This window comes from Acidicapsa dinghuensis (genome assembly GCF_025685685.1).
Classification (GTDB): Bacteria; Acidobacteriota; Terriglobia; order Terriglobales; family Acidobacteriaceae; genus Acidicapsa; species Acidicapsa dinghuensis.
Window position 1 is genome coordinate 105965 of sequence record NZ_JAGSYH010000001.1, and the last position, 23792, is coordinate 129756.

Sequence of the window (23792 nt, forward strand, 5' to 3'; positions counted from 1 at the left end):
TCTTCGCGGAGCCAACTGATTCCGACTCCCGTGTTTCGGAGGCTGCCGGCATTCTGAGCCGGTAAGGAACGAAGCGAATTCGGAGAACTCACTTCGCTCGGGAGTAGTTGCGTCAGAGCATAACGATAATTTAGATTCTGTGCAAGCGGAAATCGAAATCGCGCTGTTTGGGCGGGTACTTGCAGTGTCTTTATCGCATTCCGGCAAGTCTATTCTTAGTGTCTTAAGGGAACGGCGGAAGAAAGCCGCTGAGATAAACTGAAGTCAGTTGATCGACCCGAGGGGCGTAGAGTGTCAAATCACCGGTTCTGATTTCTTCTATGAAGAAGAACTTGTGGGCTTGTTTCGTATTCCCATTTAACGAGTTACTGTATGGCGACGACAAACTTCAGCGGCATTCGTGTCCTCAGTCTTGAGTCGCGCCGCGCCGTTGAAGCGGGCAAGCTGATTCGCATGTATGGAGGCGAACCGCTCTCCGCTCCCGCGATGCGGGAAATCCCCCTGAATTCCGATGGGCCTGTGATCGAGTTTGCTGAAGCGTTGATAAGCGGAGCATTCGATCTCGTCATTTTCACGACGGGCGTCGGCGTTCGAACCCTTATCAAGACAGTTTCAGAGCGCACTGACCGCGAGAAGTTTCTCAGTGCGCTGCGTTCCGCGAAGATTGCCGCTCGTGGGCCGAAATCATCCAGCGCTCTCCGCGAGGCTGGAATTCCCGCCACAGTAGTCGCCCCGGAACCATTCACATGGCGTGCTCTCGTACAAGCGATTGAGGAAAAATTTGGAGGTGATCTGAATGGAATGAACATCGCCGTTCAGGAATATGGCACCTCCAATCCCGAACTTCTCACCGCTCTTGCAGAAAAGAGCGTTTCGATTACGCGGGTGTTGGTCTATCAGTGGGCTCTGCCAGAAGATATGCAGCCGTTGCGCGAGGCTGTCATTGCACTAGCTCACGGGCATGTCGATGTCGTGCTCTTTATGAACGCTGGACAGGTTGCGCATCTCTTCCTCATGGCGGAGCGCATGGGGTATACCGAGGCGCTTTATGAGGGGTTTCGTTCCACTGTGATCGGCTCTATTGGGCCGAGCACGACCGAGGGCCTCTCCATGTATCGGCTCACTCCCGACTTCGAACCATCGCAGTCGAAGATGGGGTTTCTCGTCAAGGAAATTGCCGAAAATGCTGAGAAGCTGCTGAAGCAAAAGCGTGCGGCGGCTTCTCTTCATGTCTCGAACAGCACCACAGGGGCGATAAGCCCGCTTCTCACGAATGATTTCGCTGGTTCTCAGGTTGCCAAGCCCGCGATCTCCGGCGTGGACTTCCTTCACGAGATTGGCAGCCGGATGGCGGCATCTGATCCACTGCACAGCGTGCTGAATCGAATTGTCGACTTCGCATGTTCTCTCATCCAATGCGATTCCTGTTTTGTCTATGTCCTGGAAGGCGATCAACTGGTATTGCGCGCGTCGAAGAATCCTCACTCTGACCTTGTCGATCGTCTTGGCATATGGCTCGGCCAGGGAATCACAGGGTGGGTCGGTTGGCATCGCGAACCCGTCGCCATTCCTGAAAAAGCTCTCAAAGATCCGCGTTTCCAGCGCTTCAAGAACCTGCCGGAAGACACCTTCGAAGCATTCCTTTCAGTACCGATCCTGTGTCGCAGTAAATTGATCGGCGTGATCAACTTGCAACACCGTAAGCCTTATTACCACAGCGAGCAGGAAGTGCGGTTGCTTACGTTAGCAGGATATCTCGTCGGTGCCGAATTGGAGCGGGCCCGGCTGGAAAGCGAGAATCTGGAACTCTCCGACCGCCTGGAATCCCGGAAGCAGATTGAGAAAGCCAAGGGAGTGTTGCAGCGCGACTTCGGGCTCGATGAAGATACTGCCTACAAAGCCCTGCAGCGCGAGAGCAGGCAGCGCCGCAAATCAATGCGCGACATCGCTGAAGCAATCCTGCTGAATGACGATCTGCGTAAAACGCGGTGGTCATTGGCGGGCCAGGTGAGCGAAGAAGATGTGTCTTCTGGAGCATAAGCCAGCCTACGGATCCAACAGGGTACTTGTGTCTGAAGGCAACTTTGCATAAGATACTTCTCAAGGTGAGACTCGGCTGTCTCCCTTTCCTGCTAGCCCTGCACCATGCCGTGCCAGGGTATTCGAACTAAAAATCACTGCGTCACGCGCTGCAACGTGCAACGCTCGCTGCCGTTATCGCCGTCATTTCAGGCGATCGTCGAGACGCTTCAGCACAACTGTTTCACAAGCAAAGGGCATTCGGCATGGAATCTCTTGCACCCAACAATCCGGCGGCATTCAATTCCGACCAGAAGGAATATCTTCTCGGTTTCTTTGCGGGCGCAATGCAGCGGGCCGTTCGGCCGTTCGCAGGCTACACCGCAGCAGGTCTGCTGACGGATGATCCCGCGTTGGGCTCTGTCAATTGCGCAGAGCCAGCGGAGGAAACTGTTCACGGGACGCCCGCATCGGACCTGAGCCGGGAAGAACTGTGGAAGTATGAGCAGAACCCTCTCGATATCTGGGACAAGATTATCGCGCATGCGGACGAGGACCGCGCTCCCGAAGCCGAAGACGTTTTTCGATTCAAGTACCATGGCTTGTTCTACGTAGCTCCCGCGCAGGACTCGTTCATGCTGCGGCTGCGTGTGCCTGGCGGGATTATCAAGGCGCATCAGATGCGAGGTTTGGCTGATATAGCTGAACAGTGGGGAGCAGGCCGCGCTGATATCACAACGCGCGCGAATCTGCAGATACGCGCGTTCCAGCCGAAGAACATTGTGCGCGTCCTAACAGGCGTGCAAGCGCTCGGGCTCACGTCGCGCGGCTCCGGCGCCGATAACATCCGGAACATTACGGCTTCACCCCTTTCCGGCATTGATCCGAATGAATTAATAGACGTGAACCCGTTTGCACTAGCTCTCCATCACTACATTCTGAATTCGCGTGACCTCTATGAATTGCCGCGCAAATTCAATGTTGCATTCGATGGTGGTGGCACTATCAGTGTAGTCGCCGATACCAATGACATTGGCTTTTGCGCGGTGCGCATTGGCGAGGGGCGCATTGTTCCGGCTGGTGTGTATTTTCGTGTACTGCTTTGCGGCATCACAGGACATAAGCAGTTTGCTTCTGACTGCGGACTGTTGTTGCGTCCTGAGCAGTTGATCGCTGTCGCCGCTGCCATGATTCGCGTATTCATCGAACATGGCGATCGCACCGACAGGAAAAAAGCGCGGTTCAAATATCTGGTTGATAAATGGGGAGTGGATCGGTTTCTTTCCGAGACGGAGAAGCGCCTTGCCTTTCCTTTGTTGCGCGTATCTGCTGAAGAGTGCGAACCGCTGAGCCAGGTCAATCGCGCGGCGCATATAGGAGTTCACCCGCAGATTCAGGAGGGACTACATTACCTCGGCGTATCTGTTCCGGTTGGACGACTGCCAGTGAACCAAATGCGCGCTCTGGCCGATATTGCCGAAGAATTCGGCAACGGGGAGTTGAGACTGACTGTTTGGCAAAATCTCATTATTCCGAACATTTCTTCAGAACGGGTAGACGCAGCTGTTGGATGTCTCCATGCTGCGGGGCTTGACTGTGCTGCGGGAGCGGTTCTGCGCGGGACCGTGGCGTGCACTGGAAACCGTGGCTGCCGCTACGCGGCAACCGACACCAAGACGCATGCCATTGAACTCGCGAACCTTCTCGATGCCAGGTGGAAGATTGATCAGCCGATCAATCTTCACGTCACGGGCTGCCCCCACTCTTGTGCGCAACATTATGTTGGAGACATCGGCCTTTTAGGTGCCAAAGTCAAAGGTGAGGAAGGCTATCAAGTTGTGATCGGCGGTGGATGCGACCAGGATCAAGGTCTGGCACGCGAACTGATTCCTTCTGTCGCCTACTCTGAGCTTCCTCCAATGCTGGAAGGCCTTTTTGCGGCATTCGAAGAACTGCGCAATCCAAGCGAGTCTTTCGTTGATTTCAGCCGTCGGCATACCATTCCTGAACTGCAATCGTTTCTGACCTTGAAGGAGTCCGTCTCGCAATGACCCCTACTATTCCCTTCATTCCCGACAACGCTCCTTTCACGCAAGAGCAGAGAGCCTGGCTCAACGGATTGCTCGCAGGGATGTTTTCGAGCGCACCACAGGCGGCAGTTACAGCTAAGCCATCGAGACGCGTTGCGGTGCTCTATGGCTCGCAATCGGGAACGGCGGAGAGCATGGCACGGAAGCTAGCCAAGGAATTGAAGGCGCAGGGCCACGCACCCGCTCTTTCCACGCTGGTAGGTTATACGCCAGCGGCTCTTGCCACGGAATCGTGCGCGCTGATCCTTGCAAGCACGTACGGCGATGGCGATGCCCCAGACGGCGTACAGCCCTTCTACGAACAGCTCTGCTTGGAACACTTCCCGTGCATGGATAAACTGTCTTATGCAGTCTTCGCGCTCGGCGATCGGCATTACGAGCACTTCTGCAAGTTCGGTAAGGATCTCGATTCCAAACTCGCCTCCCTGGGTGCGAACCGCCTTGCAGACCGCGTCGATTGCGATGTGGATGTAGAAGCCCCGTTTGCTCAATGGAAAACGGCGATGATTGCACGCCTAAATGAGGATTCGCCTCTTTCATCGAGAAAGGCACCAGGAATAACGAAGCAATTGAACGCCCTACAATTGGCGGAATCTTCCGGAAATCCCGAAGCTCCAACAGCTAAGGCGTTCACCCGCGATCATCCATTGCTCGCGTCCGTAATCGATAAGAAATCTCTGACACATGTGGCATCCACAAAGTCCACACTTCATGTCGCCCTTTCGATCGAAGGCACAGGACTTCGATATGAAGCCGGTGATGCCTGTGGCGTTATCCCAACGAATGATCTAAACCTCGTCGCTGAGATACTGCAGAAAATGCGCTTTAATGGCAATGAGCGCGTTCCGGGTGTAAAGACAAGTACTACAACTCTTCACGATGCCTTGACGCATGAACGCCAAATTACCCGCCTGAATCGCAAGATCATTCAAGGATTTGCCACTCGTGGCAATTGCACGCCGCTTCTGGATCTTCTATTGCCTGAACATCAAATCGATCTCGATGCCTATGCTTACGATCGTGGCCTCATCGATCTGCTTACCGAGTACCCTGGCGTAATTGACGATCCCAACGAACTAGTGGGTTTGCTGCCTAAGCTCACACCAAGGCTTTATTCCATCTCGTCCAGTCCGGCTGCGCATGTTGGCCAGATCCATACAACAGTCGCCGTTGTGCGCTTCACAGCCCACAATCGCGATCGTGGCGGCGTATGTTCCACATACTTTGCAGACCGAACTTCTGTTGCGGACCGGCTCCCGATTTATATTCAGCCCAACAAGAAATTCAAATTACCGTCTGACTCAGACGCACCCATCATCATGATTGGCCCAGGAACCGGTATTGCCCCGTTTCGAGGCTTTCTGCATGAACGCCGGGCGCTTGGTCATAAAGGTAAGAACTGGCTCTTCTTTGGTGAACGAAGCTCAGCTACTGATTATTTATATCGAGATGAACTTGAATCGATGTATGTGGACGGTCATCTGGCGCGCTTGGATACTGCGTTCTCGCGTGACCACAGTCACAAAGCGTACGTTCAGGACCGAATGATCGAGCAGGCGCAGCAGTTTTGGAGCTGGCTACAAAACGGTGCGAGTATTTATGTTTGTGGCGACGCCTCGCGGATGGCGAAAGACGTGCATAGCACCCTCTGTCGAATCGTACAGGAACAAGGTGCAATGTCGGGGCAAGCCGCGGAAGAGTATGTCGGTATTCTCAAAGAGGATCATCGATATCATCGCGACGTGTATTGACCAGGATGACAAGAACACGCTTTAACTTTGATGCAGCTTAGCCAGCGAATAGAACATTCCGTTGCGGCTCTTTCGACGACAAGTGCGTTACTGTGACAAACACTACAGGCTGCGATTTTGATCCGGGCTGCCTGATCCCGGCTAGAAATCTTTCACGCTGCAAGCCGAAGATCAGTGCTTTGTTTCCTCAAAGACGAGGAAACAGAGCATCCAATGCGCGTTGAAAGAGCCTGAACTATACGCGGGATGATCGGGCTGGACTAACTCCGTTCAAGCAGCGATGGCAGTAGCCAATCGTCTGATGGTCAGTACCGTAATGTCGTCTTCCTGGCCAAAAGCTCTGGCAGCGTCGGCAATGAAGAAAGCAGATTGGCCGCTCAGGTTGCGGACCCTGTCGAAGCCAAACAGTTCACCGTCGGACTTGCGTGCCTCGGGAACTCCGTCAGAGATCATCAGCAGGCGATCGCCTGGGTGTAGATACAGATGTGTTTCTTCATAGGAGACGAACGGAGTGACACCCAAGGGCAATCCCCCCGGAAGCTCTATCTCCTGGCTGTTCAGGTATGGAGGAGGATGTCCGGCGCTTGCAACGATCACTCCGCCGTCCGGTTGAAAGTAGGCAACCAGGCAGGTCGTAAAACTCGAATTACCAACCAGAACATCGTTCAATGCGGCAAGAGTCTTCGCCGGACTGGTTTGTGGCGCGCGTCGTAACGCTCCCATCAGCATGGAAACGTTCATCGCAGCCTGTAAGCCGTGTCCCGCTACATCTCCCAGGACAATCAGCAGCCCTCCATCGGGAGTAGGTTTGATGTGGAAGAAGTCGCCGCCCACCTCCGCGGCCGGGTTGTAGACCGTATCCACGTCGAATCCGGGTGTATTCGGAGTTTCGCGAGGAATCATGAGCTCCTGTACGCTGCGTGCTGCAGCCAGTTCGCTTGAGGCGCGCTCTCGTTCACGATGGATGCGCAGAAAGCGGACGAAAATGATGAGAATAATGACGAAGATACCAACAAAATCACCAACGTCGGCCAGGTGAATCGGAACAGGACCTACCTCGAAGCTAAGCGGCGATTGAACGGGGGCGCCGACCCAACTCGACGCGGCGGCTGTAGATGCCAGTTCAATCATGCCGACAACACTAAGAAGTAGGGGCAGAAGCAGAAGAGCAGCTTCGTAGTTCCGTTTAAAGGCTGCGATCGTTAAGGTCAATCCAACGAAAATGATCCACGCACAGATCCAGAGAAGGCAGAAGAGAATCGAGACGACAAGCATTATGCCTAGCGCCTTGCTTCCGCTGCGAAGAAGAAGGAACAGCGGCCCTAGGGTCAACAAAAGAGGGGAAGTGTATCGAAGCGCAAGGATATACCAGCGTTTGCGAAGGGAAAGGAAAGAGACCAGAAACTCAAAGTATAGAAATGCCGAGATGAGCAGGAGCTGAAAGAAGTATGCGGCCATATAAATCTGATCGATTTGGCCGAGGCTGCCAATCAAACCCAGGTAGGCAAGTGGTGCAACGCAGATCATCTGAAGCCCCAGCCACAGGTATTCGGCATGATCGCGTTGAGTCCAGAACAGAACCAGCAGGAAAAGAGCCAACAGCAGTTTCAGTCCGGCGTCTACAAGTGCAGGTAGACGCTCGAATAGGATGGCGTGATACCAGAGTTGGAGATGGTCGACTAAATCCTGGCGCGACCCGATGAAAAAGGTTCGATGAGCAAAGAACGAAGTGTAAGCGTCCAGACCAAAGGGCACGAATGGAATGCGCGCAGCCAGAACAACATCCGTCTGATCGTCTGGAATATTGATCGGATAAATGCGGGAGATCTGTTGGTAGGATTCCTGGTTTTCTCCGTTAGGGCCTTCTGGGTTTACAAGCTCTCCATTGACGAAAAGATCCATACCTATGCCGACAGAATCGCTAAACGAAACCTGTGCATTCCTGGAGACGGGCACGCGCACGAATACCACGAGCGGTCCGTGGTGTTGGGGCAGTTTGATGTGGATGCGAAACCAGGCAAATGGGCGTCCATGCGGCCCATGTAGGTGGTCGTGCTGATCTTTAGGACGATGGTCTTCGTCGTTATCGGCGGCCGACTCATCAACTTCGGCTAGGGCTTGCTTGGCATCACGAATAGGCCAGTTTGAGTCGTCAAAGTTTGTTTTGGCTGGATCGATTCCAGGCGAGATGCCAAGGCGCCAATTGTGATCGAGCGCGAGCGGCCGCCCCATGCCAGAGGCGTCAAAAACGACCTGCGTTCCCGGTGTCGGCACCTCGCCGGAGGGTGGATGAACCCGCGGGTGAGGAAGGAGAAATCCAGGCGAACTTTCGTGAGGACGAAGAGGATGGTCAGGGCTTTGGTGGGCGGATTGTGGGTGCACTGCAGCCGGGACGAGAAACAGGGAAATGAGAGCGAGAGATCGGATCTTCGTAGCCGTTGGAAGCGACAACCTCATTCGGCGCAAAAATTGCGAAACGTGCATCGTGCCCTCACTTTACAGCAGACGGGTGGCGCTTCCAACCGGAAGTATGCCTGCATAGACGGCAGGTGTTCCTGAACAGGCTACAGTTTGGGAACAGGCAAGGACGGAAAGCATCTGATCCGAACCATCGGACCAGAATATTCGACGGCTTACGGCAGGGACGAGCGGTTGACAGCAGGCCAACTTGTTTTCAGTCGAAATTGTATGACGAACAGGTGCATACTGTCGTCTAACGTTATGAAGTTGTGTCTGATCGTTGGCACGGCTCGTCTGCGCAGGAGGCGACTCACATGAAAACAGCTGATCTGATTCGCAAGAGTGGGCTCCCAATGGGACTTCTGGCCAGCGTGTTTTGGGCTGGCGGGGTGGTGGCTCAAGGCCAGAGCGGATCGCAGACGGGAACCTCCAGCAGTTCGACGCAGCCAAGCCAGACGGGTACCCAGGCTGGAACCTCAACTACAGCGGATACACAGAAATCTTCCGGGACACAGGGTACCGCTGTGTCCACGGATAATTCCACTGCGGATAAAAGCTCCAAACCGGCCGACGCGACGATCTCAACCGATGGCAAGGACGACAGTAAGGACTCCGGCAAGAATAAGAAGGACACGAAAGATGTTGCGACCGCTCCAACCCCGGTGGTGGAGCCCGGCAGCCAGATGGAGAAGGTGAAGCCCGGAAGCATTGACGATGTAAGCGCGGTAGGGAACAGGGACATCGGCGGCCGCGGCGTAGGCAACTGGTACTCTACGGACTCTGAAATCAAGATGGGCCGTCAATACGCGGCGGAGATCGAGAAAAGCACCAAGTTCATCACCGATCCGGTCGTTACGGAATATGTGAACCGCATCGGCCAGAACATCGTCAAGAATTCCGACTGCAAGGTGCCATTCACCATCAAGGTAATCGATACGGACGAGATCAACGCCATGGCTCTGCCGGGTGGTTTCTTCTATGTAAACTCCGGCCTGATCCTGAATGCGGATGAGGAAGCCGAACTAGCCGGCGTAATGGCGCACGAAGTGGCGCATGTCTGCGCCCACCACGCCGCGCGGGAGATGACGCGCGCCAACTACGCGCAGCTGGGTACAATTCCTCTGATCTTCATTGGTGGCTGGACTGGTTACGGAATCTACGAGGCCGCATCGATCGGCGTCCCGATCACCTTCCTGCACTTCTCACGCGAGTTCGAGGCACAAGCGGACTATCTTGGCGTGCAATACATGTACCGCGCCGGATACGATCCTCAAGCCTACATCAGCTTCTTTGAAAAGATACAGGCGCTGGAAAAGAGAAAGCCGGGGCTGGTAGCAAAGACCTTTTCCGATCACCCGCAGACTCCAGATCGCATTGGGCATACACAGGAAGAGATTGCCCACATCCTGCCGGCAAAAGACGAATACATGGTCACGACCTCTGAGTTCGATGACGTCAAGGCCCGCCTGGCACGAATTGAGAACAAGCGGCGGCTCAATGACAAAGGCACCAAGAAGCCGTCGTTGCGTCGCGCGAATACAAAAGATGATTCGTCAGCACAAGGGCAGCAGGACCCGAATTCGAACACGAGTGACCAGCCAACCCTACATAGACGTGAGGACAATTAGTAGAAATCAGGATCAATCGAGAGTGGACGCGAAGCCGGGTTTACAGCCCGGCTTCCTCGTTTCAGAGAACTGCTCTCAATATTGATCCTGGCGTTATACTGTGGTGGAACCGCTGGAGAGGTTTTAGGACTACCGGGCGTGCGGACGTCAAGGCCGTTGCACTTGGGAGCGGTTTGGTGGACCTGTGAAAAAGATCTTGATTGGCGCTGTCGTTTTTCTATTCATTGTGGTGCTGACGGATCTGGCCAACCGCGTTCCGGCAGACTCCGGCTCCGGTACCGCCTTCAGCCTGAAGGCGCAAAAAGTGGTTGCCTGTTCGCCCAGGGAGATTGTGCTGGTCGATCCGCACCAGACCGCAACGCGTCTCGATAAAGACGGAAGCTGGCCTGACTGCTCGACATTTCAGGCAAATCAGGTGCAGGACTTCTATCTCTCCCGTGGAGCGAAAACCCATTTCTTGGGATTTGAAAAGTCGGCCTGGTGGCGCACTGCGGTCAAGTAAATTATCAGCAAACACGGATGCGTGGGTCACAAAATAAAGCCCGCATCAACGCAGGCTAATTTCTTTATCTCTGATCGGTGAAAGAGGCTGCTGAAGGAACTCAGCAACCGTGTTTGCAGCGGGCGATGATTGCGTCGTGGAGCCGTTTGCGAATCGTATCCGGCAGGTCGTAGACCTCATGCGAGCGGTAGATCTCGATGGTTTTGCGCGTCGTGCTGAGAGTCACCTCACAGTGTTCGCAGCCGCTCAGATGCTCTTGCAATTGCGCGCGCGTCTCAGCGGGCAGGGAGTCGTCAATCAGCTCATCGAGGAGCGCAATAAACTCAGTGCAGGTCACTTCTCACCAGCCTTCTTCTTGCGGAAGTAGCGGCTCAATCGCTCGCGCAACTGTAGCCGCGCTCGCAACAACCGCGATTTTACAGCAGGAACGCTCAACCCGAGTGTTTCTGCCGTTTCTTCCGTGGAAAGTCCATCCACGTCACGCAAAACAAACACGATCCGGAATCCTTGCGGCAATCCCTGGATCGTCTTACGTAGGATCTCGGCTAGTTCCGCCTGGCTGTAATTCTGCTCCGGATTGGGACTCCAGTCGGCAAGATCTCGTGGGACGCTGCCTTCTTCGGTCTCAATATCGTCGTCAATCGAAACCATTTTTCCCGTGCGCCGCTTGCGCAGCCGCATGAGCGATTCATTCACCGCGATTCGCACCAGCCAGGTATAAAACTTACTGTTGCCCTGGAACTGGTCGAGCTTCTCGTAAGCCTTGAGAAACGCGTCCTGCACGATGTCCTGCGCGTCCTCACGGTTTTGCGTAATATGCTGCGCAATACGGAAGATCTGCCGGTCGTACTTATTGACGAGCGTCTCGAAAGCCTGAACATCGCCCGCGCGAGCACTGTTTACCAGTGCTACATCGGGATGCTGCTCGTTTTCTCCTATTTGTTGGATGGTAGCCATGCAGGTTGGTTGCGAAAAATCGCTGCCTTTCCATCGGAGGGGCGCCGGCCCACCTTCAAAACCCTAGTGTACTGGACGAGATAGCTCTATCCAAAACTCCGGACAGAGAGTAATTGTGCAGCGAGATTTAACTGCAATGAAACAGACTAGGAGAATGCGGGGGAGGGAAGCGCCAGTTCCCACTCCTGCCCGGTGAGATGCTTGCCGAAATTGGTATGTGGCGTTTCTTTTACCAATCGGAAGCCCGCCTTTGCGTAGATCCTGTGCGCTGCCGTGAGAATGCTCTGGGTCCATAAAACTACACGGGTATAGCCCGCAGTTTCGGCAAAGCGAAGACATTCGCGGACGAGGGTCTCTCCAAGACCCAACCCGCGGGCGGCAGGCTCGATATAGAGAAGGCGCAGACGGGCGGTATCCAGTTCGGTCGGATGCTTTACGAGGAAGATGTGGCCGACGCTGGCTCCATCGATTTCCGCAATCCAGCAGCGCTCGCGAGCAGGGTCGTAGCTTGTCAGAAATTCGCCAACGATCTTCGCTACCAGAGATTCAAATTCCTCATTCCAGCCATATTGGCGGGCATACCCAGTACTTTCGCTGTAGACCACCCAGCCCATGTCTCCCACGCGGTGCGGTCGAAGCGTAACGATCGGTCGGCCTGTTTCGTTAGAGACAAGCAGCCGCTCAATGGTCTGCATGCCGTTCAGCAGTTCAGATCTGGCGGTCAGTGGCAAGCTTTCCAGCACGTCCATCGCCTGCCTCTCGGAGCGGCTATCAAGCTGAGTGAATGCAGATTTGCCCTTGCGGGTGAGGGAAATGATCGACGCTCGCGCATCGTGAGGCGATGGCTTGCGAGCCGTCAGGCCATCGCTCTCAAACCTGGCAAGGATGCGGCTGAGGTAGCCGGGGTCCAGACTCAAGGCTTCGGCAATTGCGCGAGCGTTCGCCGCTTTTCGTGTGGCAATTTCATACAGAATGCGAGCCTCGGTCAGCGAAAAACTAGTCTCCAGCAAGCCTTCGTTAAGCGTGCCGATGAATCGCGTATATATGCGATTGAAGCGCCTGAATGCGGCGGCTCCGTGAGTCAGATCGTCCTGAGTCGGGATTGTTTCTGTCATGTTGCCATTATCATCAAAAATAATTGACTAAGTCAATTAAATACATCCGCCCAAAAGCTGGTTCGATTCATTTCGGAAATGTTTGTCCAAAAGAAAACGAGTGGAACGTAACGGGAGTGGTTCGTTCCTGCCGGCCTGCGCGCAGAAATTTAGAAATGCCGTTAAAGTGGATGCATGGCGGTATCTCGGGGCGATTCTCTTGTCCGGATGGGTTCTGCGGGCGGTTTCGTTTGCGCCCGCATTTGTATGTTCTTTCGGTCGGTCTGGCTAAAGCGGCTTCGCGTGGCAGCTGCTGTAATGGCTGGATGCTTGATCCTGGCTACTGGAGAACCGGCCAGGCCATTCGGCAACACGCAAACGGCTACTGCGAAGAAGAAGCATCACACTGCCGTCAAGCCCAAGACTGTCAGTTCGAAAACGTCTGCAAGTAAGAAGACAGTCAAAGCCAGAACCCGCCGCCGGCGCGGGAGTCGCGCTGCACGTGCCCGTGAAGCCGCAAAATTGCGCGTGGCGTTTGTTGCCTCAACAGAACTGCGACCCATGGCGCAACAACTGGCCGCTACAAGAACTGCTGCGGCGTATGCAGGCGTGACGGCATTTGCGCATTCCCACACTGGCGAAAAAGCTGCGGCAGCCTATCTCGCCTTGGGGCACGCGTACCTGGCCGACAACCATTACGACGAAGCGGCTCAGAACTTTCGCATGGCCAAGGCTGCTGGCGATTCGCTGGCGGATTATGACGACTATTTAGGTGCGAAGGCTCTGCATGGCGCAGGAAATGACGCCGCTGCCGAGGCTCTTTTGAAGGGTTTCGCCGATCGTTATCCTGACAGCATCTTTGTCGATGACACGCCGGAGCTCGAAGCGCAGGTGTTACTTGGTGTGAAGGATCCAGCGGGGGCTCGAAAAGCCCTTCTGGCAGCTCCGGAATCATCCGATCGCCCCGGCTATCAACTTGTGCTTGCAGAGATTGATCAGACCCAGGGGCAAACTGACGAAGCAGTCAAAGTCTACAAGAATGTGCTTTTGAGCTGGCCGCTTTCCTATGAAGGCCAAACGGCTCGGGCCAAGCTGACCCAGCTTGGCATGGAGTCGACGTTGACGGTAGCCGAGCTGCGCAGTCTCGGTGATGCCTATTACAAGGCCGGTAAGTATGATGAAGCCTCCGACCAATATCACGCACTTGCGCGCTCTTTCGGAATATCTGCCGAGCAGAGAAATGAGTTCGCCGTTGCGGCAGCGGCGTGCGATTTAAAGCTGAAGAAGTTGACCCGCGAAGAAGCGGAAGCTCTGCCGCAGACCAATGATGAAAACGGCGCACGCCGCCTCTACCTGCTGATGGAGTTAGCGCGTAATCGCGACGACGAGACAGCGCAGCAAAGCTATGTGGATATGCTTACGACGAGCTTTCCGCATAGCCAGTGGCTTGCCGAGGCGCTTTTCTCTAGCGGCAATATGTACTTGCTGAAGAAAGACTATCCGCAAGCCGTGAAGTATTACAGCGACCTTGCCGAACAGTTTCCGGATAATTCGAACGCTGCTGCAGCACACTGGCGGGCAGGTTGGTGGTCTTACCGGCAAGGACTCTATCCGCAGGCAGAGAAAATCTTTACGGATCAGATCCGGTTATATCCGTCAGCCAAGGAGACCGTCAGCGCGCTTTATTGGCGCGCACGGATGTACGAAGAACAGGATCATCAGCCGGGCTTAGCCGCAGCTCACTACAGGACGATAGTAAAAGCCTATTCGCACTATTTCTACGCGAATATGGCTAGTATGCGTCTGACAGCTCTCGGCGATCCAACTCCGGTATCCATTCCGGCTCTCGATAAATTCGCCGCGCAGCCTGTGCCCAGGCTGGACGCAACATTTCCAGCAGACGATCCGCATCTGGTCAAAGCCCATCTGCTCGTGAATGCAGGGCTCACGGAGTATGTGCCCGAAGAAATCGCGGCGGCGCCGGGCAGCGAGTCATGGAGCAAGATCGCCGAAGCGCAGCTCTACGCTTCCTATGGAGACGCTTTCCACGCGATGCGTGTGTTAAAGCGTGCGTTACCGTATGCCAGTTCCGCGCCTATCCAGTCCATACCACTTGCCTACTGGCGCATTCTCTTCCCGCAGCCTTATTGGGATACGATTCAGGCCGAGTCTGCCAAGAACGGGCTCGATCCGTATTTTGTTGCTTCCTTGATAAGGCAGGAATCGGAGTTCAACCCTTCGGCTATCTCTCATGCCAACGCTTACGGGCTGATGCAATTGTTGCCTTCGGTCGGTAAGCAGATGGCGCGTGAAGAGGGCCTTGGCTCGATAGAGACTCGTCAATTGCTCGATCCCGTCCTCAACATTCGTCTCGGCACACGCTACCTGCGTGAGACGATGGAGCACTTCGGTCGTGTTCCGGAATATGCGTTGGCTGCCTATAATGCGGGCGAAAACCGCGTGACAGATTGGCAGGCCGCCGGTCCATATACAGGTATCGACGAATTTGTTGAGTCGATACCTTTCTCCGAAACACGTGAATACGTGGAAGCAATCGTGCGCAATCAGGAGATGTACCGCGATATCGATCGATTCGCCAAGGTTGCTAACACTACACAGCGCGCAGAAGCGACAACAGCCTCAGCAGGAATCCGCGGTATCGATGGGCGGGACTCTCAGCGGCCGTAGTGGTTCCGCTCACATCCTCGAACACGAGCAGAATAGGATCGACGAGCACTGGAAAGCATGCACAAGGAGATGCCAACTTGACACATCGCAGTTGAAATTAACAAGTATGTTATTGACGCTTTCAGAACAACAGGCAACACTGGCATCACGTATAACCGCAACTGATGAGTAAAGACAGGGTTCCATTGCATAGGTAGGTGCTTGATACGCAAGACTGCGGCTCACCTTTTGTCGCATAGCAGGTCGAATTCACCCAACGGAGGGCAGAATGACGGCTGAATTGCAGTTCCTCGAAGCATGGATTCCCGAGAAGATGGAACCTGGCACGGTCTTCCTTTTAGAAGGTCCGAATGCCGTAGGGCAAGGCGGCAATCCTTTCGTCGCTGTCCTTGCATGTCCCGGATGTGGCACCGTGGGCCTGATCACTCGACGGCAACTGCACGGATTCGAAACCATGATCTGCGGCGGCGACAATTGCTCAGCAGAATTCGGCTTCGATGGCGAGACAATCCGTTACCGCGCTCCACAATAGCTCGCGCCATCTGTATAGATCAGTAAGGCTCGCTGCATTGCTGTGCCTGTATCATTCAAGGTGTTCGACGTTTTCCAAATTTGAGGTTACAGTGCATAAGAGTCTCTTGAAGCTCTTTTGTTTTCGGTTGTGCGTGTCGCTTGGTTTCGTTTTTCTGGGATTTGCATCTGCTATGTCTTTGGCCGCGCAAGACGCGGCAAAGATTCCCGAAGAGATTGAATGGACATGGGAGGTGCGTCCCGCGCACGCGGATGCCAAACTTCCGAATGTCCTCTTGCTTGGCGACTCGATTACGCGCAACTACTTTCCAGAGGTGACACAAGATCTCACCGGGGTAGCCAATGTTTACCTGATGGCTTCCTCAACCTGCGTAGGCGATCCACGCATCGAGCACCAGATCGCTGAGTTTGCCACGATGGAGGGCGTAAGGTTCCAGGTTGTGCATTTCAATAACGGCATGCATGGCTGGGGTTATTCTGAGGCGCAGTATAAAGCTGCTTTTCCGGCGTTCATGCGGACTGTCCGTGCTCTGACTTTGGAATCCAGCACCCTCATATGGGCCAGCACAACGCCTGTGCGCATAGACAAAGAAGTTGGCCCGACAAACGCCCGCGTGGATGAGCGCAACAAGATCGCCCTTGCTCTCATCACATCGGCGAAAATTTCCTTGGATGACCAGCATGCTTTGATGATGGAGCATAGAGACCTCTACAAAGACGACATCCATTTCAATGACGCAGGATCGAAAATTCAAGGCGACCAGGCGGCCGCACAGATTCGTGCAGCACTCAGTATGAACCGCTTGCCCAAAGCGCAGGCGCGGTAAAATAAGCTATACGTGAGCCATTGTTTGGAGATCAGAGATATATCTGCATTACCGGCAAATCTCATTCCAGTATCGAAATTGAGAAACCGGCCCTAAAAAACAGCCGTGTAGAAATCACATGATTCGAACAACTCAGCCCGGATGGCGAAATCGGCAGACGCAGCGGACTTAAAATCCAAGTTATGCATGAATAAAATGTCTAAAATCAATTGCTTGTAGCTTTACTTTTTATTTCACATCTGCTACACAATTACACATGTGCACGGCATTTTTGAGGCGCGAAGGAGCTACCAATGTCCGAAACCCTAGAAAGCCCAAAACCCAAAGCAGAAACCCACAAAACCATGGGCGGCAAGGTCAACATCTACCGCCGCGAAAATAGCGACAACTGGCAGTGCTCGACTTTCCTTAACGGGCGCAACTGGCGAGTCTCAACGCACGAAGACAGCCTCGGTCGAGCGAAGGACTTCGCCGAAGATTGGTATCTCGCCTTGCGCGGCAAAGCGCACGCCGGGCTTCTCGAAAAAAAATACCCGACGGCAAGGCAAGAAATTCAAGGAAGCCGCTGCGAAATTCCTCGAAGAGGCTCCTATCCTCACGCAGGGCCAGCGCGGCCCGACTTGGCTAAATCAGCATGAGTCGAAACTGAGCGGTATCATCCTTCCATTTCTGGGCGAGAAATACCTGACCGAAATCACATCCGGCGTCATTCAGGAATACCGCATCTGGCGCGCGCAGAATTGCAAGACAGGCGGCACTCCGGCGCGGAGCACGGTACACAAGGAGATCGTCTGTATTCGTCAGGTACTGAAAACGGCCAGGAGACACGGTTGGATCGAGTACCTCCCCGACATGTCGGTACCCTACAAAACTTCCGGCAAGATCGTGCACCGGGCGTGGTTCTCGCCGGAGGAGTACAAGAAGCTCTACGAGGCGACGCGCCGGCGCGCGAATGAGCCGAAGCAGGCGCGCTTCAAATGGGAATGTGAACAGCTGCACGATTACGTGCTATTCGCGGTGAACACCGGGCTACGGCCCGATGAGGCGTGGGGGCTGCAATTCCGCGACGTCAGTGTTGTGAAGGACGACGCCACCGGCGAAAAGATCCTTGAGATCGAGGTGAGAGGTAAACGAGGCGTTGGCTATTGCAAGAGCATGCCGGGCGCGGTCAGGCCGTTCGAGCGCCTAAAGAGTCGCCAACGCCCCTTGCGAATCGACGAGCCTGGACGAGGAGGAACAAACAAGGAGACTCGCTTGCCTGAGCCTACGGACCTGCTCTTTCCTAAATGGCAGCGCGAATTGTTTAAGACGATTCTCGACGAAGAGAAATTGAGAGCTGATCGAGATGGCCAAGCGCGAACAGCGTACAGCCTCCGCCATACCTATATTTGCCTGCGCCTGATGGAAGGAGCCGATATTTACCAAATTGCTAAGAACTGCAGGACTTCTGTCGAGATGATCGAGAAGTTCTATGCCTCCCACATTAAAACCAGGCTTGATGCGGCCGCGATCAATATCACGCGGAAGAAGAAGGTTGCGAGGCAGGCGGCAAAGGAACTTCGCACCGGCACTTAGCCTTATACTTAAGGTGACCATGCGGGCGTGGCGAAATCGGCAGACGCACCGGACTTAAGCGCAACTTGAGTGCTCGTCGGGAAATCGGCGATGCAGAACTGCTCAAATTCGGGGAACCCTTTGAAATGGCAACCCCGAGCCAAGCCCCGACGGAGAACTCCGGAGGGGAAGGTGTAGAGACTAGACGGGCAGCACCTACCGCCGAACGGCGACGGACCGAACGGTTACGGTGAAGGTATAGTCCAGACCACAAAACTGTCGGAGCGTCCCTTGGACGCGTTCTCCGGCAGCGCGGCGAAAGCCGCAGATGGTAAGAAAATCCGTTGGGGCGCAAGCCCCGTGAGGGTTCAAGTCCCTCCGCCCGCACCACACTTCTTAGGCGCTCAGGGATTAGTGCCAAAGACGCAACTTAACCTTGCTTCATCAATATGCATTGTTAAGGTCGTCGAGCATTTGGTCAGCCGCCGTTGTCGCTATATCCAAGGCCTCAAGATAATCAGCAAGCCGCCCCATCATTTCTGAGAAGTGGCGAATATTAAACACATCGAGGTTCGCCGGCAGCGACGGATTACCATCTTTTGACGCCCAGTACCTGAAGGTCATGGAAATTGGGTCTACCTCAGATAGTTGGCGGATATACTCGCGTGTGCCCTCTACGTCCGCGCTGTTTGGCTTCTCCCAGCCAACAGCTTCACAAATGCTTTCAAATATCGGTTCCAGATCGTGCCAGAGCAGATCTAGTTTGTGTTTCCCGAGATGCTCACGCTCTTGGCTTGTCAGCTCACGCCTCAGAACGCCGGGTACACAATAAATGACTCTTTTCAGCGCTAGTTCGATATGATGTCGGTATAGGAAAACAATTGGATATGCCAGTGTGTTGCACTCGGCCTGATTGGCCATAGCGTATTGCACTAGGCGGTCAGCCGCGCGCCGATAGCCGAGCGTGTAGGCATTTGGAGCCGATCTCAGACGAGCATTACCCGGATCGTCTACTTGATCGCGCCGAAAAAGCCGATCGCTCTTTTGGGGTCGAGGCGGTCGTAATGTGAAATCAAATGGCATGGCTCGAATCGATGATGCTATTTGGGTTCCTTTCGACGTTCGAACCGCGTTGATTCAATCATGCGACGCACATTGAACTCGAACTCATCCTCATCAGGAAGAGGCTCTGTGGAAAGGGTGTATCTACCCAGCGTCATGTTTATGCGCTTCAGTCCCCATTGCGCGTTCGTGTGTCCTTGCTCGGCGGCGAAGCTGAAGAATCGTGCCGCTTCTTCCAAATCCTGTTCGACACCATCGCCCTCTTCGAAAAGGAGACCCAGGTGAAATTGTGCCTCAGCGTCGCCCTGCTCTGCTGATCTTGAGAGCCACCTTGAGGCTTCCTGAGCGTCGCGCGGAACGCCGTTGAACCCGACTGTGTACATTCTTCCCAGCGTGAATTGAGCATCCCGGTGTCCCTGCTCTGCAGCTTTGCGGCACCATTTTGCTGATTCGGCATGATCCACCGGAAATGCTTGGCCGTTACCATAGAGGACACCGAGGTGATACTGCGCGTCAGGGTGTCCCTTTTCTGCGGCGCTCAGATACCACTTAGCAGCTTCCCTCCAGTTCTTCGCCAATCCAATACCGTGCTCATACATTGTGCCGAGCTTGTCCTGGGCAGGTGGGAATCCCAGTTCGGCCCCCTTCCGAAACCATTTGGCTGCGGTTGGTGAATCCTGAGGGACGCCATGGCCATGGAGATAATGATGTCCGATGGCGTACGTTGCCTGCACATGAGCCGGATCGGTAGACACCACTCGCTCAAGACATTGGAAGCACTCTAGGTACTGCGATTGGTCGGTCAGCGTGAGTGCTCTATGATACCAATACTCAGCTGCGTTTTCGGTCATGTCGGCTCCCTCGGCTTAGTATTGCGGCGCACACTTTTCGAAGCACTGATGTTTACTGCGAGCTTGTCCGGGCTGAGAGAAGTATAGACAGCTTGCCCAGAAAACGACAGAGGCGGGCAATTCAACTCAGAATCGCAATTGAGTCACCGTCCTTCAGTTCAGCACTCCAAGAACATTCCAGCACTATTGCCTGATCCTTCACTATTGGCATCAAATCCGGTATGAAGACCGGGTATAGCCAGCTCGTCGATGAATACGTGGATGCGGCTCTGGCGGAGCCGGTGGATTGCGATGCACTACGAATCTGCTGTTCTGTGTTCCAAGAGCCTGTTGTGTTGGAAACGAAACGCGAGGCGCCATGTTTCCGCCATGCCGTTCCGCTGTTTCCATGCCTCGAGGCGGAGTGTGAAACGCAATCGTTGGAGTTCAGTGCGGCATACTGCCACCGACACAACGCGCGCGCACGCCAGTGAGGATCATCAGTTGAAACATCGAGCCGGTATTGCCGGACGTAAGCAGCTTCGGCCAAACTGCGATAGATCGTTACCGAGAGCATATGAGCGAAACCGCATCGAGAACCGCTTGGGCTATATACCTCGTTGGCCACGGACCTCTGCGCGAACCGAGGCCGATCGAACTCCAACGGATGCGAATTGAGCGATACCAATCACTGCTTGGATCGAAGGATGAATTCCGCCTAGTTTTGGGGGATTGCTATACCTACATTGACCTGAACTATCCACGCTCGAAGCCGCTTTATCCCCGTGATGATTTTCCGCAATTGCGTAAACTGCTCGCAGACCTCGAAAGGCACTCGATCGGCTTAGTTCTCATCGATTTGCAAGAGACCTTCGGCATCTCGGAGTCATACTCTTGGATTCGCCACACCTTAACCAACGCGGGCGTACGAGTGGTGAACGCATTTTATGATTCGGAAGACGTCCTTGCTGAAAGCATTGCGGCGCAATATCGAGGCCAAGCCCATCTCCAAGAAATTGATGATGGCTCAGATTTCGTGAATTTCTTTCCAGCCCTCAGTGCTGCGATTGGCAGGGCGGCTCTAGCCCCCGGACTTCGGCTTGGCGAAAGGAGGAACCAGCAGTTCGAAGCAGCGGAGAAGCATTTCTATCGCATCGGCCAACGGAGCCCTTATTCAGCAGGGAGAGAACCATTCATTCAAGAAGATCTCACGGACGAATGGTTTCGGCGAGTTCACGAGATCCGCGCGAAGGAGCGCACTGAAAGACGTGAGTGCGAGCAGCTTTACCGGCTCGCTCCTCGTATGCCCGGTTTGCTCCTCGATGAAGACTTGCATCTTCTCTCAGAAGTTCGGAACGCTGAGGAATTTGCGAAGGCCGAAGAACGCGTAAATCAGCTCGGCCTAGCGAAAGTAGTAGAGGGCCGGAACAATAGCTACGTCTTCCACGGAGATGGATTTGACGTGTACGCTGACATACGGTTTAAGCCGAAAATTCGGTTCTACATCTACAGGTTACCCAAACAAGCGAAAGCGAGCAGCAGGAGCAGAGTTTATTTCGAGCTGCATGATCGCCTCACTCGTGACATGGCTGAAAAATGGCGCACTGCGCTTGGGACAGCGATGAGGCGCAACACCGATAAGTAAAAGAAATGCGGAGCTGGTGCTCCCCAAGTGATTTGAAGGCACCGTTCAAGTTGCTCTTAGTGAAAGTGGCAGCCTGCTGACTATCAGGCCGCCACTTGAAGAGGGCACATTTTGGTAGGCTGTGATTCCAACTCAGTGAGAGATGATCTCGGCTTCTTGTGAAGCCTGGGTTACGGTTTCGGAGTTTGAACACGCCCATTCTTTGGCGCATCTGGATGCAGCAAGCTGTTCGATTGGAACGAACTGACGATTGGCGAAAATGCGGTGTCGGCCACGTTCTTTATGCCACTTGGCTAAAGACGGAGCGCAACGCACTGCTTCGACAATCTGGCGCCAGCCACCGGCATTCTTAAACGCAAATGCAACTTCCGCGCCGACAAAACGCGTAGGATCTAGGCCTGCATCTGCGACGACCGCCGTCGATGTCTCGAGATTCGGCAGTTCATAGTTGAATAGATCTTGGAACCACATTCCGCCAATGAACATGATGCCCCACCGGTCATTGTCATAAAGTCGTGTCGACCACAAATCACTTCCAACGGATGCAGTCCGAACCATGCATTGCTGGAACACATGAAACAAATCAATTGCACGGAGGTCTTTCGGAGCCTTGGAAACATCGAGGTTCCTCAAGACCGAGAAAAGCGCTTGCGCTCGTGAGAGTAAGGGGCCGCGGGCAGCGTCGATAATTTGTTCGAGGTCTCCTAGGAATTGTTCAACGTTAAAAAACGATCCAATCGGATGCCATTCTCCGGTCTCCCGATTCACGATGATTGCACTAAATACAGCAGAGTCGGGATGGGAATTTACAACAACCGCTCCTCGGTCACGATTTGGTTGGAGCATGTCCGCAAAAGTACTAAAGACACTGTAACTGGCCATCGGCCACCAGTCGCGGAGCGGTTCCCAGTTGACTTCAGTCTGTATTTGAAGATCGCTGGCAAGCTGTGACAGTGTGTACCGCTTCCGATACCTGGTCTCGTTATCGACTTCTTCATCTCGCCCTGAAAACATGATTGGTTGGAACAGGACGCCAAAAATGCTGCCGCTGTTCTTGGTGGCGAATTCAACGATCGATCCGAGTGCGTCATTGTTCACCCCGTTTATCACCGTGACTTGCAGTGTGACCCGCATGCCCGCCGCGTTGATGTTTTCAATTGCTTTCAGCTTGACATCAACGTAATTGGCGATGCCGCGGTGGGCATTTTTCTCTTCGGTCATTCCGTCTATTTGAAGGAATACGCCATGCAGGCCAGCTGCACGAGCGGCGCGTGCGAATTCAACGTCTTCGGCGAATCTAATGCCATTTGTTGCGACGTGCAGCCGCTTCAGCCCAATGCTGTTTGCATACTCAACTGCCGGAAGAAAGTGCGGAGAAATAGTTGGCTCTCCGCCAGAGAAGAGTATGTTGAACTCCCGCTTCGGTCGAACAGATGCGACATGGTCCAATAGGGCTTTGATTTCCGGCAAATCAGGCTCATATACATGATCCAATTGATTTGCGTCCATGAAGCAAGGGCTACACTTCATATTGCAGCGCGTCGTCAAATCGACCAAGACGTAGGAGCCGCGACCATAACGAACAGCGTGGATGCCATGTGCGTCTGTATCGGATCGTTCGTAGTCACATCCAGGGTAAAGACGCTCCATTTTCCAAAAGAACTGCGCGTCCGACGCGAGCACGTCCTCGAGCGGCCCGTGACGATCGCAGGATTTGCGTAGGAGAACTCTACCTGCTTCTTCCAAAACCTCAGCTTCTACGGCTGCGGTTTCATCTGTCAGGCTATGTTCAGGCAGGCCGTTATGAAGAATGTCATTCCGAATTTCGAGCAGGCATTTCGGACAAACCGAGCGGGTCCAACGTGGACCGAGAGGCGGGAAAGTGCGTTCTTTTTTCTTTCGGAGTGGGGAGTTTGACCAACTAGGTGTTGGCAGTTGGGATTCGGGCAGGGATTTGTTGACAAACTGTGCTGCGGACCACGCAGCACTCGCCGCTTTTGAGGAGACATGAAGGATGCTCATCGGGGGAATGTCCTCGCTTGTGGGATGGTCTTAGCTTGTCTCACCTCTTGCTTTTGCTTGGATTGTCTCGTTCGCGAATGCGAGCTGCTGATGTGAATCGTACTGCAGGCAAGCCCGCGTCGACGCGTGCAT

The 23792-nt window shown here is 54.2% G+C and carries 18 protein-coding genes; 11 read left to right on the forward strand and 7 right to left on the reverse strand.

The genetic code is table 11. The features are described from left to right. Positions 1 to 372: 372 nt before the first annotated feature. The 3 genes from OHL22_RS00395 to OHL22_RS00405 all read left to right on the forward strand — a co-directional run bounded on the left by OHL22_RS00395 (position 373) and on the right by OHL22_RS00405 (position 5860). Entirely contained in the window at positions 373 to 2040 is a 1668-nt protein-coding gene (locus OHL22_RS00395) for a uroporphyrinogen-III synthase (RefSeq protein WP_263332058.1), read from the forward strand. Between the two features lie 245 nt (positions 2041 to 2285). Continuing rightward, entirely contained in the window at positions 2286 to 4070 is a 1785-nt protein-coding gene (locus OHL22_RS00400) for a NirA family protein (RefSeq protein ID WP_263332060.1), read from the forward strand. Further along, positions 4067 to 5860 carry a diflavin oxidoreductase gene (locus tag OHL22_RS00405; protein ID WP_263332062.1) on the forward strand — a complete coding sequence of 598 codons (1794 nt, stop codon included), beginning with the start codon at positions 4067 to 4069 and terminating at the stop codon, positions 5858 to 5860. Before OHL22_RS00400 ends, OHL22_RS00405 begins: the two co-directional genes overlap by 4 nt. A 270-nt stretch (positions 5861 to 6130) precedes the next feature. Here the strand turns inward: OHL22_RS00405 and OHL22_RS00410 are convergent, their stop codons facing one another. Continuing rightward, a complete protein-coding gene (locus OHL22_RS00410) occupies positions 6131 to 8134 on the reverse strand; it encodes a PP2C family protein-serine/threonine phosphatase (protein ID WP_263332065.1) in 2004 nt (667 codons plus the stop codon). Between the two features lie 500 nt (positions 8135 to 8634). Here OHL22_RS00410 and OHL22_RS00415 point away from each other — a divergent pair, with 500 nt between their 5' ends. Together OHL22_RS00415 and OHL22_RS00420 are read left to right on the forward strand one after the other, a co-directional pair. Further along, on the forward strand, positions 8635 to 9948 hold the full coding sequence (locus OHL22_RS00415) for a M48 family metallopeptidase (RefSeq protein WP_263332067.1): 1314 nt from the start codon (positions 8635 to 8637) through the stop codon (positions 9946 to 9948). A gap of 184 nt (positions 9949 to 10132) precedes the next feature. Beyond that, the gene (locus OHL22_RS00420) at positions 10133 to 10450 is read left to right on the forward strand and encodes a hypothetical protein (RefSeq protein ID WP_263332068.1); all 318 of its coding nucleotides are present in this window, start codon (positions 10133 to 10135) and stop codon (positions 10448 to 10450) included. Between the two features lie 100 nt (positions 10451 to 10550). On the opposite strand, the gene OHL22_RS00425 is transcribed toward OHL22_RS00420, so the two are convergent. The 3 genes from OHL22_RS00425 to OHL22_RS00435 all read right to left on the reverse strand — a co-directional run bounded on the left by OHL22_RS00425 (position 10551) and on the right by OHL22_RS00435 (position 12522). Next, positions 10551 to 10787, reverse strand: a complete 237-nt coding sequence (locus tag OHL22_RS00425; RefSeq protein ID WP_263332070.1) for an anti-sigma factor family protein — start codon at positions 10785 to 10787, stop codon at positions 10551 to 10553. Then, positions 10784 to 11407 carry a sigma-70 family RNA polymerase sigma factor gene (locus OHL22_RS00430; protein ID WP_263332072.1) on the reverse strand — a complete coding sequence of 208 codons (624 nt, stop codon included), beginning with the start codon at positions 11405 to 11407 and terminating at the stop codon, positions 10784 to 10786. The genes OHL22_RS00425 and OHL22_RS00430 overlap by 4 nt, the downstream gene beginning before the upstream one ends. Before the next feature lie 146 nt (positions 11408 to 11553). Then, the gene (locus OHL22_RS00435) at positions 11554 to 12522 is read right to left on the reverse strand and encodes a bifunctional helix-turn-helix transcriptional regulator/GNAT family N-acetyltransferase (protein WP_263332074.1); all 969 of its coding nucleotides are present in this window, start codon (positions 12520 to 12522) and stop codon (positions 11554 to 11556) included. Positions 12523 to 12819: 297 nt separating this feature from the next. On the opposite strand from OHL22_RS00435, the gene OHL22_RS00440 reads away from it, so the two are divergent. From OHL22_RS00440 to OHL22_RS00460, 5 genes are all read left to right on the forward strand, one after another. Then, complete coding sequence (locus OHL22_RS00440) at positions 12820 to 15189, forward strand: transglycosylase SLT domain-containing protein (RefSeq protein WP_263332077.1); 2370 nt, start codon at positions 12820 to 12822, stop codon at positions 15187 to 15189. 268 nt (positions 15190 to 15457) lie between these two features. Then, a complete protein-coding gene (locus OHL22_RS00445; RefSeq protein WP_263332079.1) occupies positions 15458 to 15721 on the forward strand; it encodes a hypothetical protein in 264 nt (87 codons plus the stop codon). A gap of 172 nt (positions 15722 to 15893) precedes the next feature. Then, positions 15894 to 16547 carry an SGNH/GDSL hydrolase family protein gene (locus OHL22_RS00450; RefSeq protein WP_263332081.1) on the forward strand — a complete coding sequence of 218 codons (654 nt, stop codon included), beginning with the start codon at positions 15894 to 15896 and terminating at the stop codon, positions 16545 to 16547. Positions 16548 to 16840: 293 nt separating this feature from the next. Further along, the gene (locus OHL22_RS00455; RefSeq protein WP_263332083.1) at positions 16841 to 17185 is read left to right on the forward strand and encodes a hypothetical protein; all 345 of its coding nucleotides are present in this window, start codon (positions 16841 to 16843) and stop codon (positions 17183 to 17185) included. Between the two features lie 214 nt (positions 17186 to 17399). Beyond that, on the forward strand, positions 17400 to 18122 hold the full coding sequence (locus OHL22_RS00460) for a site-specific integrase (RefSeq protein WP_263332085.1): 723 nt from the start codon (positions 17400 to 17402) through the stop codon (positions 18120 to 18122). A 423-nt stretch (positions 18123 to 18545) separates the two neighbouring features. Here the strand turns inward: OHL22_RS00460 and OHL22_RS00465 are convergent, their stop codons facing one another. Both OHL22_RS00465 and OHL22_RS00470 read right to left on the reverse strand, forming a co-directional pair. After that, complete coding sequence (locus tag OHL22_RS00465; protein ID WP_263332087.1) at positions 18546 to 19184, reverse strand: hypothetical protein; 639 nt, start codon at positions 19182 to 19184, stop codon at positions 18546 to 18548. 17 nt (positions 19185 to 19201) lie between these two features. Next, the gene (locus tag OHL22_RS00470; protein WP_263332089.1) at positions 19202 to 20014 is read right to left on the reverse strand and encodes a tetratricopeptide repeat protein; all 813 of its coding nucleotides are present in this window, start codon (positions 20012 to 20014) and stop codon (positions 19202 to 19204) included. 646 nt (positions 20015 to 20660) lie between these two features. Here OHL22_RS00470 and OHL22_RS00475 point away from each other — a divergent pair. Continuing rightward, entirely contained in the window at positions 20661 to 21638 is a 978-nt protein-coding gene (locus OHL22_RS00475; protein ID WP_263332091.1) for a hypothetical protein, read from the forward strand. A 132-nt stretch (positions 21639 to 21770) separates the two neighbouring features. Here the strand turns inward: OHL22_RS00475 and OHL22_RS00480 are convergent, their stop codons facing one another. Beyond that, complete coding sequence (locus tag OHL22_RS00480) at positions 21771 to 23660, reverse strand: radical SAM protein (protein WP_263332093.1); 1890 nt, start codon at positions 23658 to 23660, stop codon at positions 21771 to 21773. Positions 23661 to 23792 lie beyond the last annotated feature (132 nt).

Excerpts from the sequence above, each read along its gene's own strand:
- OHL22_RS00450 (WP_263332081.1), top strand. The coding sequence starts at position 15,894 with ATGTCTTTGGCCGCGCAAGACGCGGCAAAGATTCCCGAAGAGATTGAA.
- OHL22_RS00405 (WP_263332062.1), top strand. The coding sequence starts at position 4,067 with ATGACCCCTACTATTCCCTTCATTCCCGACAACGCTCCTTTCACGCAA.
- OHL22_RS00400 (WP_263332060.1), top strand. The coding sequence starts at position 2,286 with ATGGAATCTCTTGCACCCAACAATCCGGCGGCATTCAATTCCGACCAG.
- OHL22_RS00430 (WP_263332072.1), bottom strand. The coding sequence starts at position 11,407 with ATGGCTACCATCCAACAAATAGGAGAAAACGAGCAGCATCCCGATGTA.
- OHL22_RS00475 (WP_263332091.1), top strand. The coding sequence starts at position 20,661 with ATGCGAATTGAGCGATACCAATCACTGCTTGGATCGAAGGATGAATTC.
- OHL22_RS00415 (WP_263332067.1), top strand. The coding sequence starts at position 8,635 with ATGAAAACAGCTGATCTGATTCGCAAGAGTGGGCTCCCAATGGGACTT.
- OHL22_RS00440 (WP_263332077.1), top strand. The coding sequence starts at position 12,820 with ATGGCTGGATGCTTGATCCTGGCTACTGGAGAACCGGCCAGGCCATTC.
- OHL22_RS00470 (WP_263332089.1), bottom strand. The coding sequence starts at position 20,014 with ATGACCGAAAACGCAGCTGAGTATTGGTATCATAGAGCACTCACGCTG.
- OHL22_RS00435 (WP_263332074.1), bottom strand. The coding sequence starts at position 12,522 with ATGACAGAAACAATCCCGACTCAGGACGATCTGACTCACGGAGCCGCC.
- OHL22_RS00460 (WP_263332085.1), top strand. The coding sequence starts at position 17,400 with ATGTCGGTACCCTACAAAACTTCCGGCAAGATCGTGCACCGGGCGTGG.
- OHL22_RS00395 (WP_263332058.1), top strand. The coding sequence starts at position 373 with ATGGCGACGACAAACTTCAGCGGCATTCGTGTCCTCAGTCTTGAGTCG.
- OHL22_RS00480 (WP_263332093.1), bottom strand. The coding sequence starts at position 23,660 with ATGAGCATCCTTCATGTCTCCTCAAAAGCGGCGAGTGCTGCGTGGTCC.
- OHL22_RS00465 (WP_263332087.1), bottom strand. The coding sequence starts at position 19,184 with ATGCCATTTGATTTCACATTACGACCGCCTCGACCCCAAAAGAGCGAT.
- OHL22_RS00445 (WP_263332079.1), top strand. The coding sequence starts at position 15,458 with ATGACGGCTGAATTGCAGTTCCTCGAAGCATGGATTCCCGAGAAGATG.
- OHL22_RS00455 (WP_263332083.1), top strand. The coding sequence starts at position 16,841 with ATGTCCGAAACCCTAGAAAGCCCAAAACCCAAAGCAGAAACCCACAAA.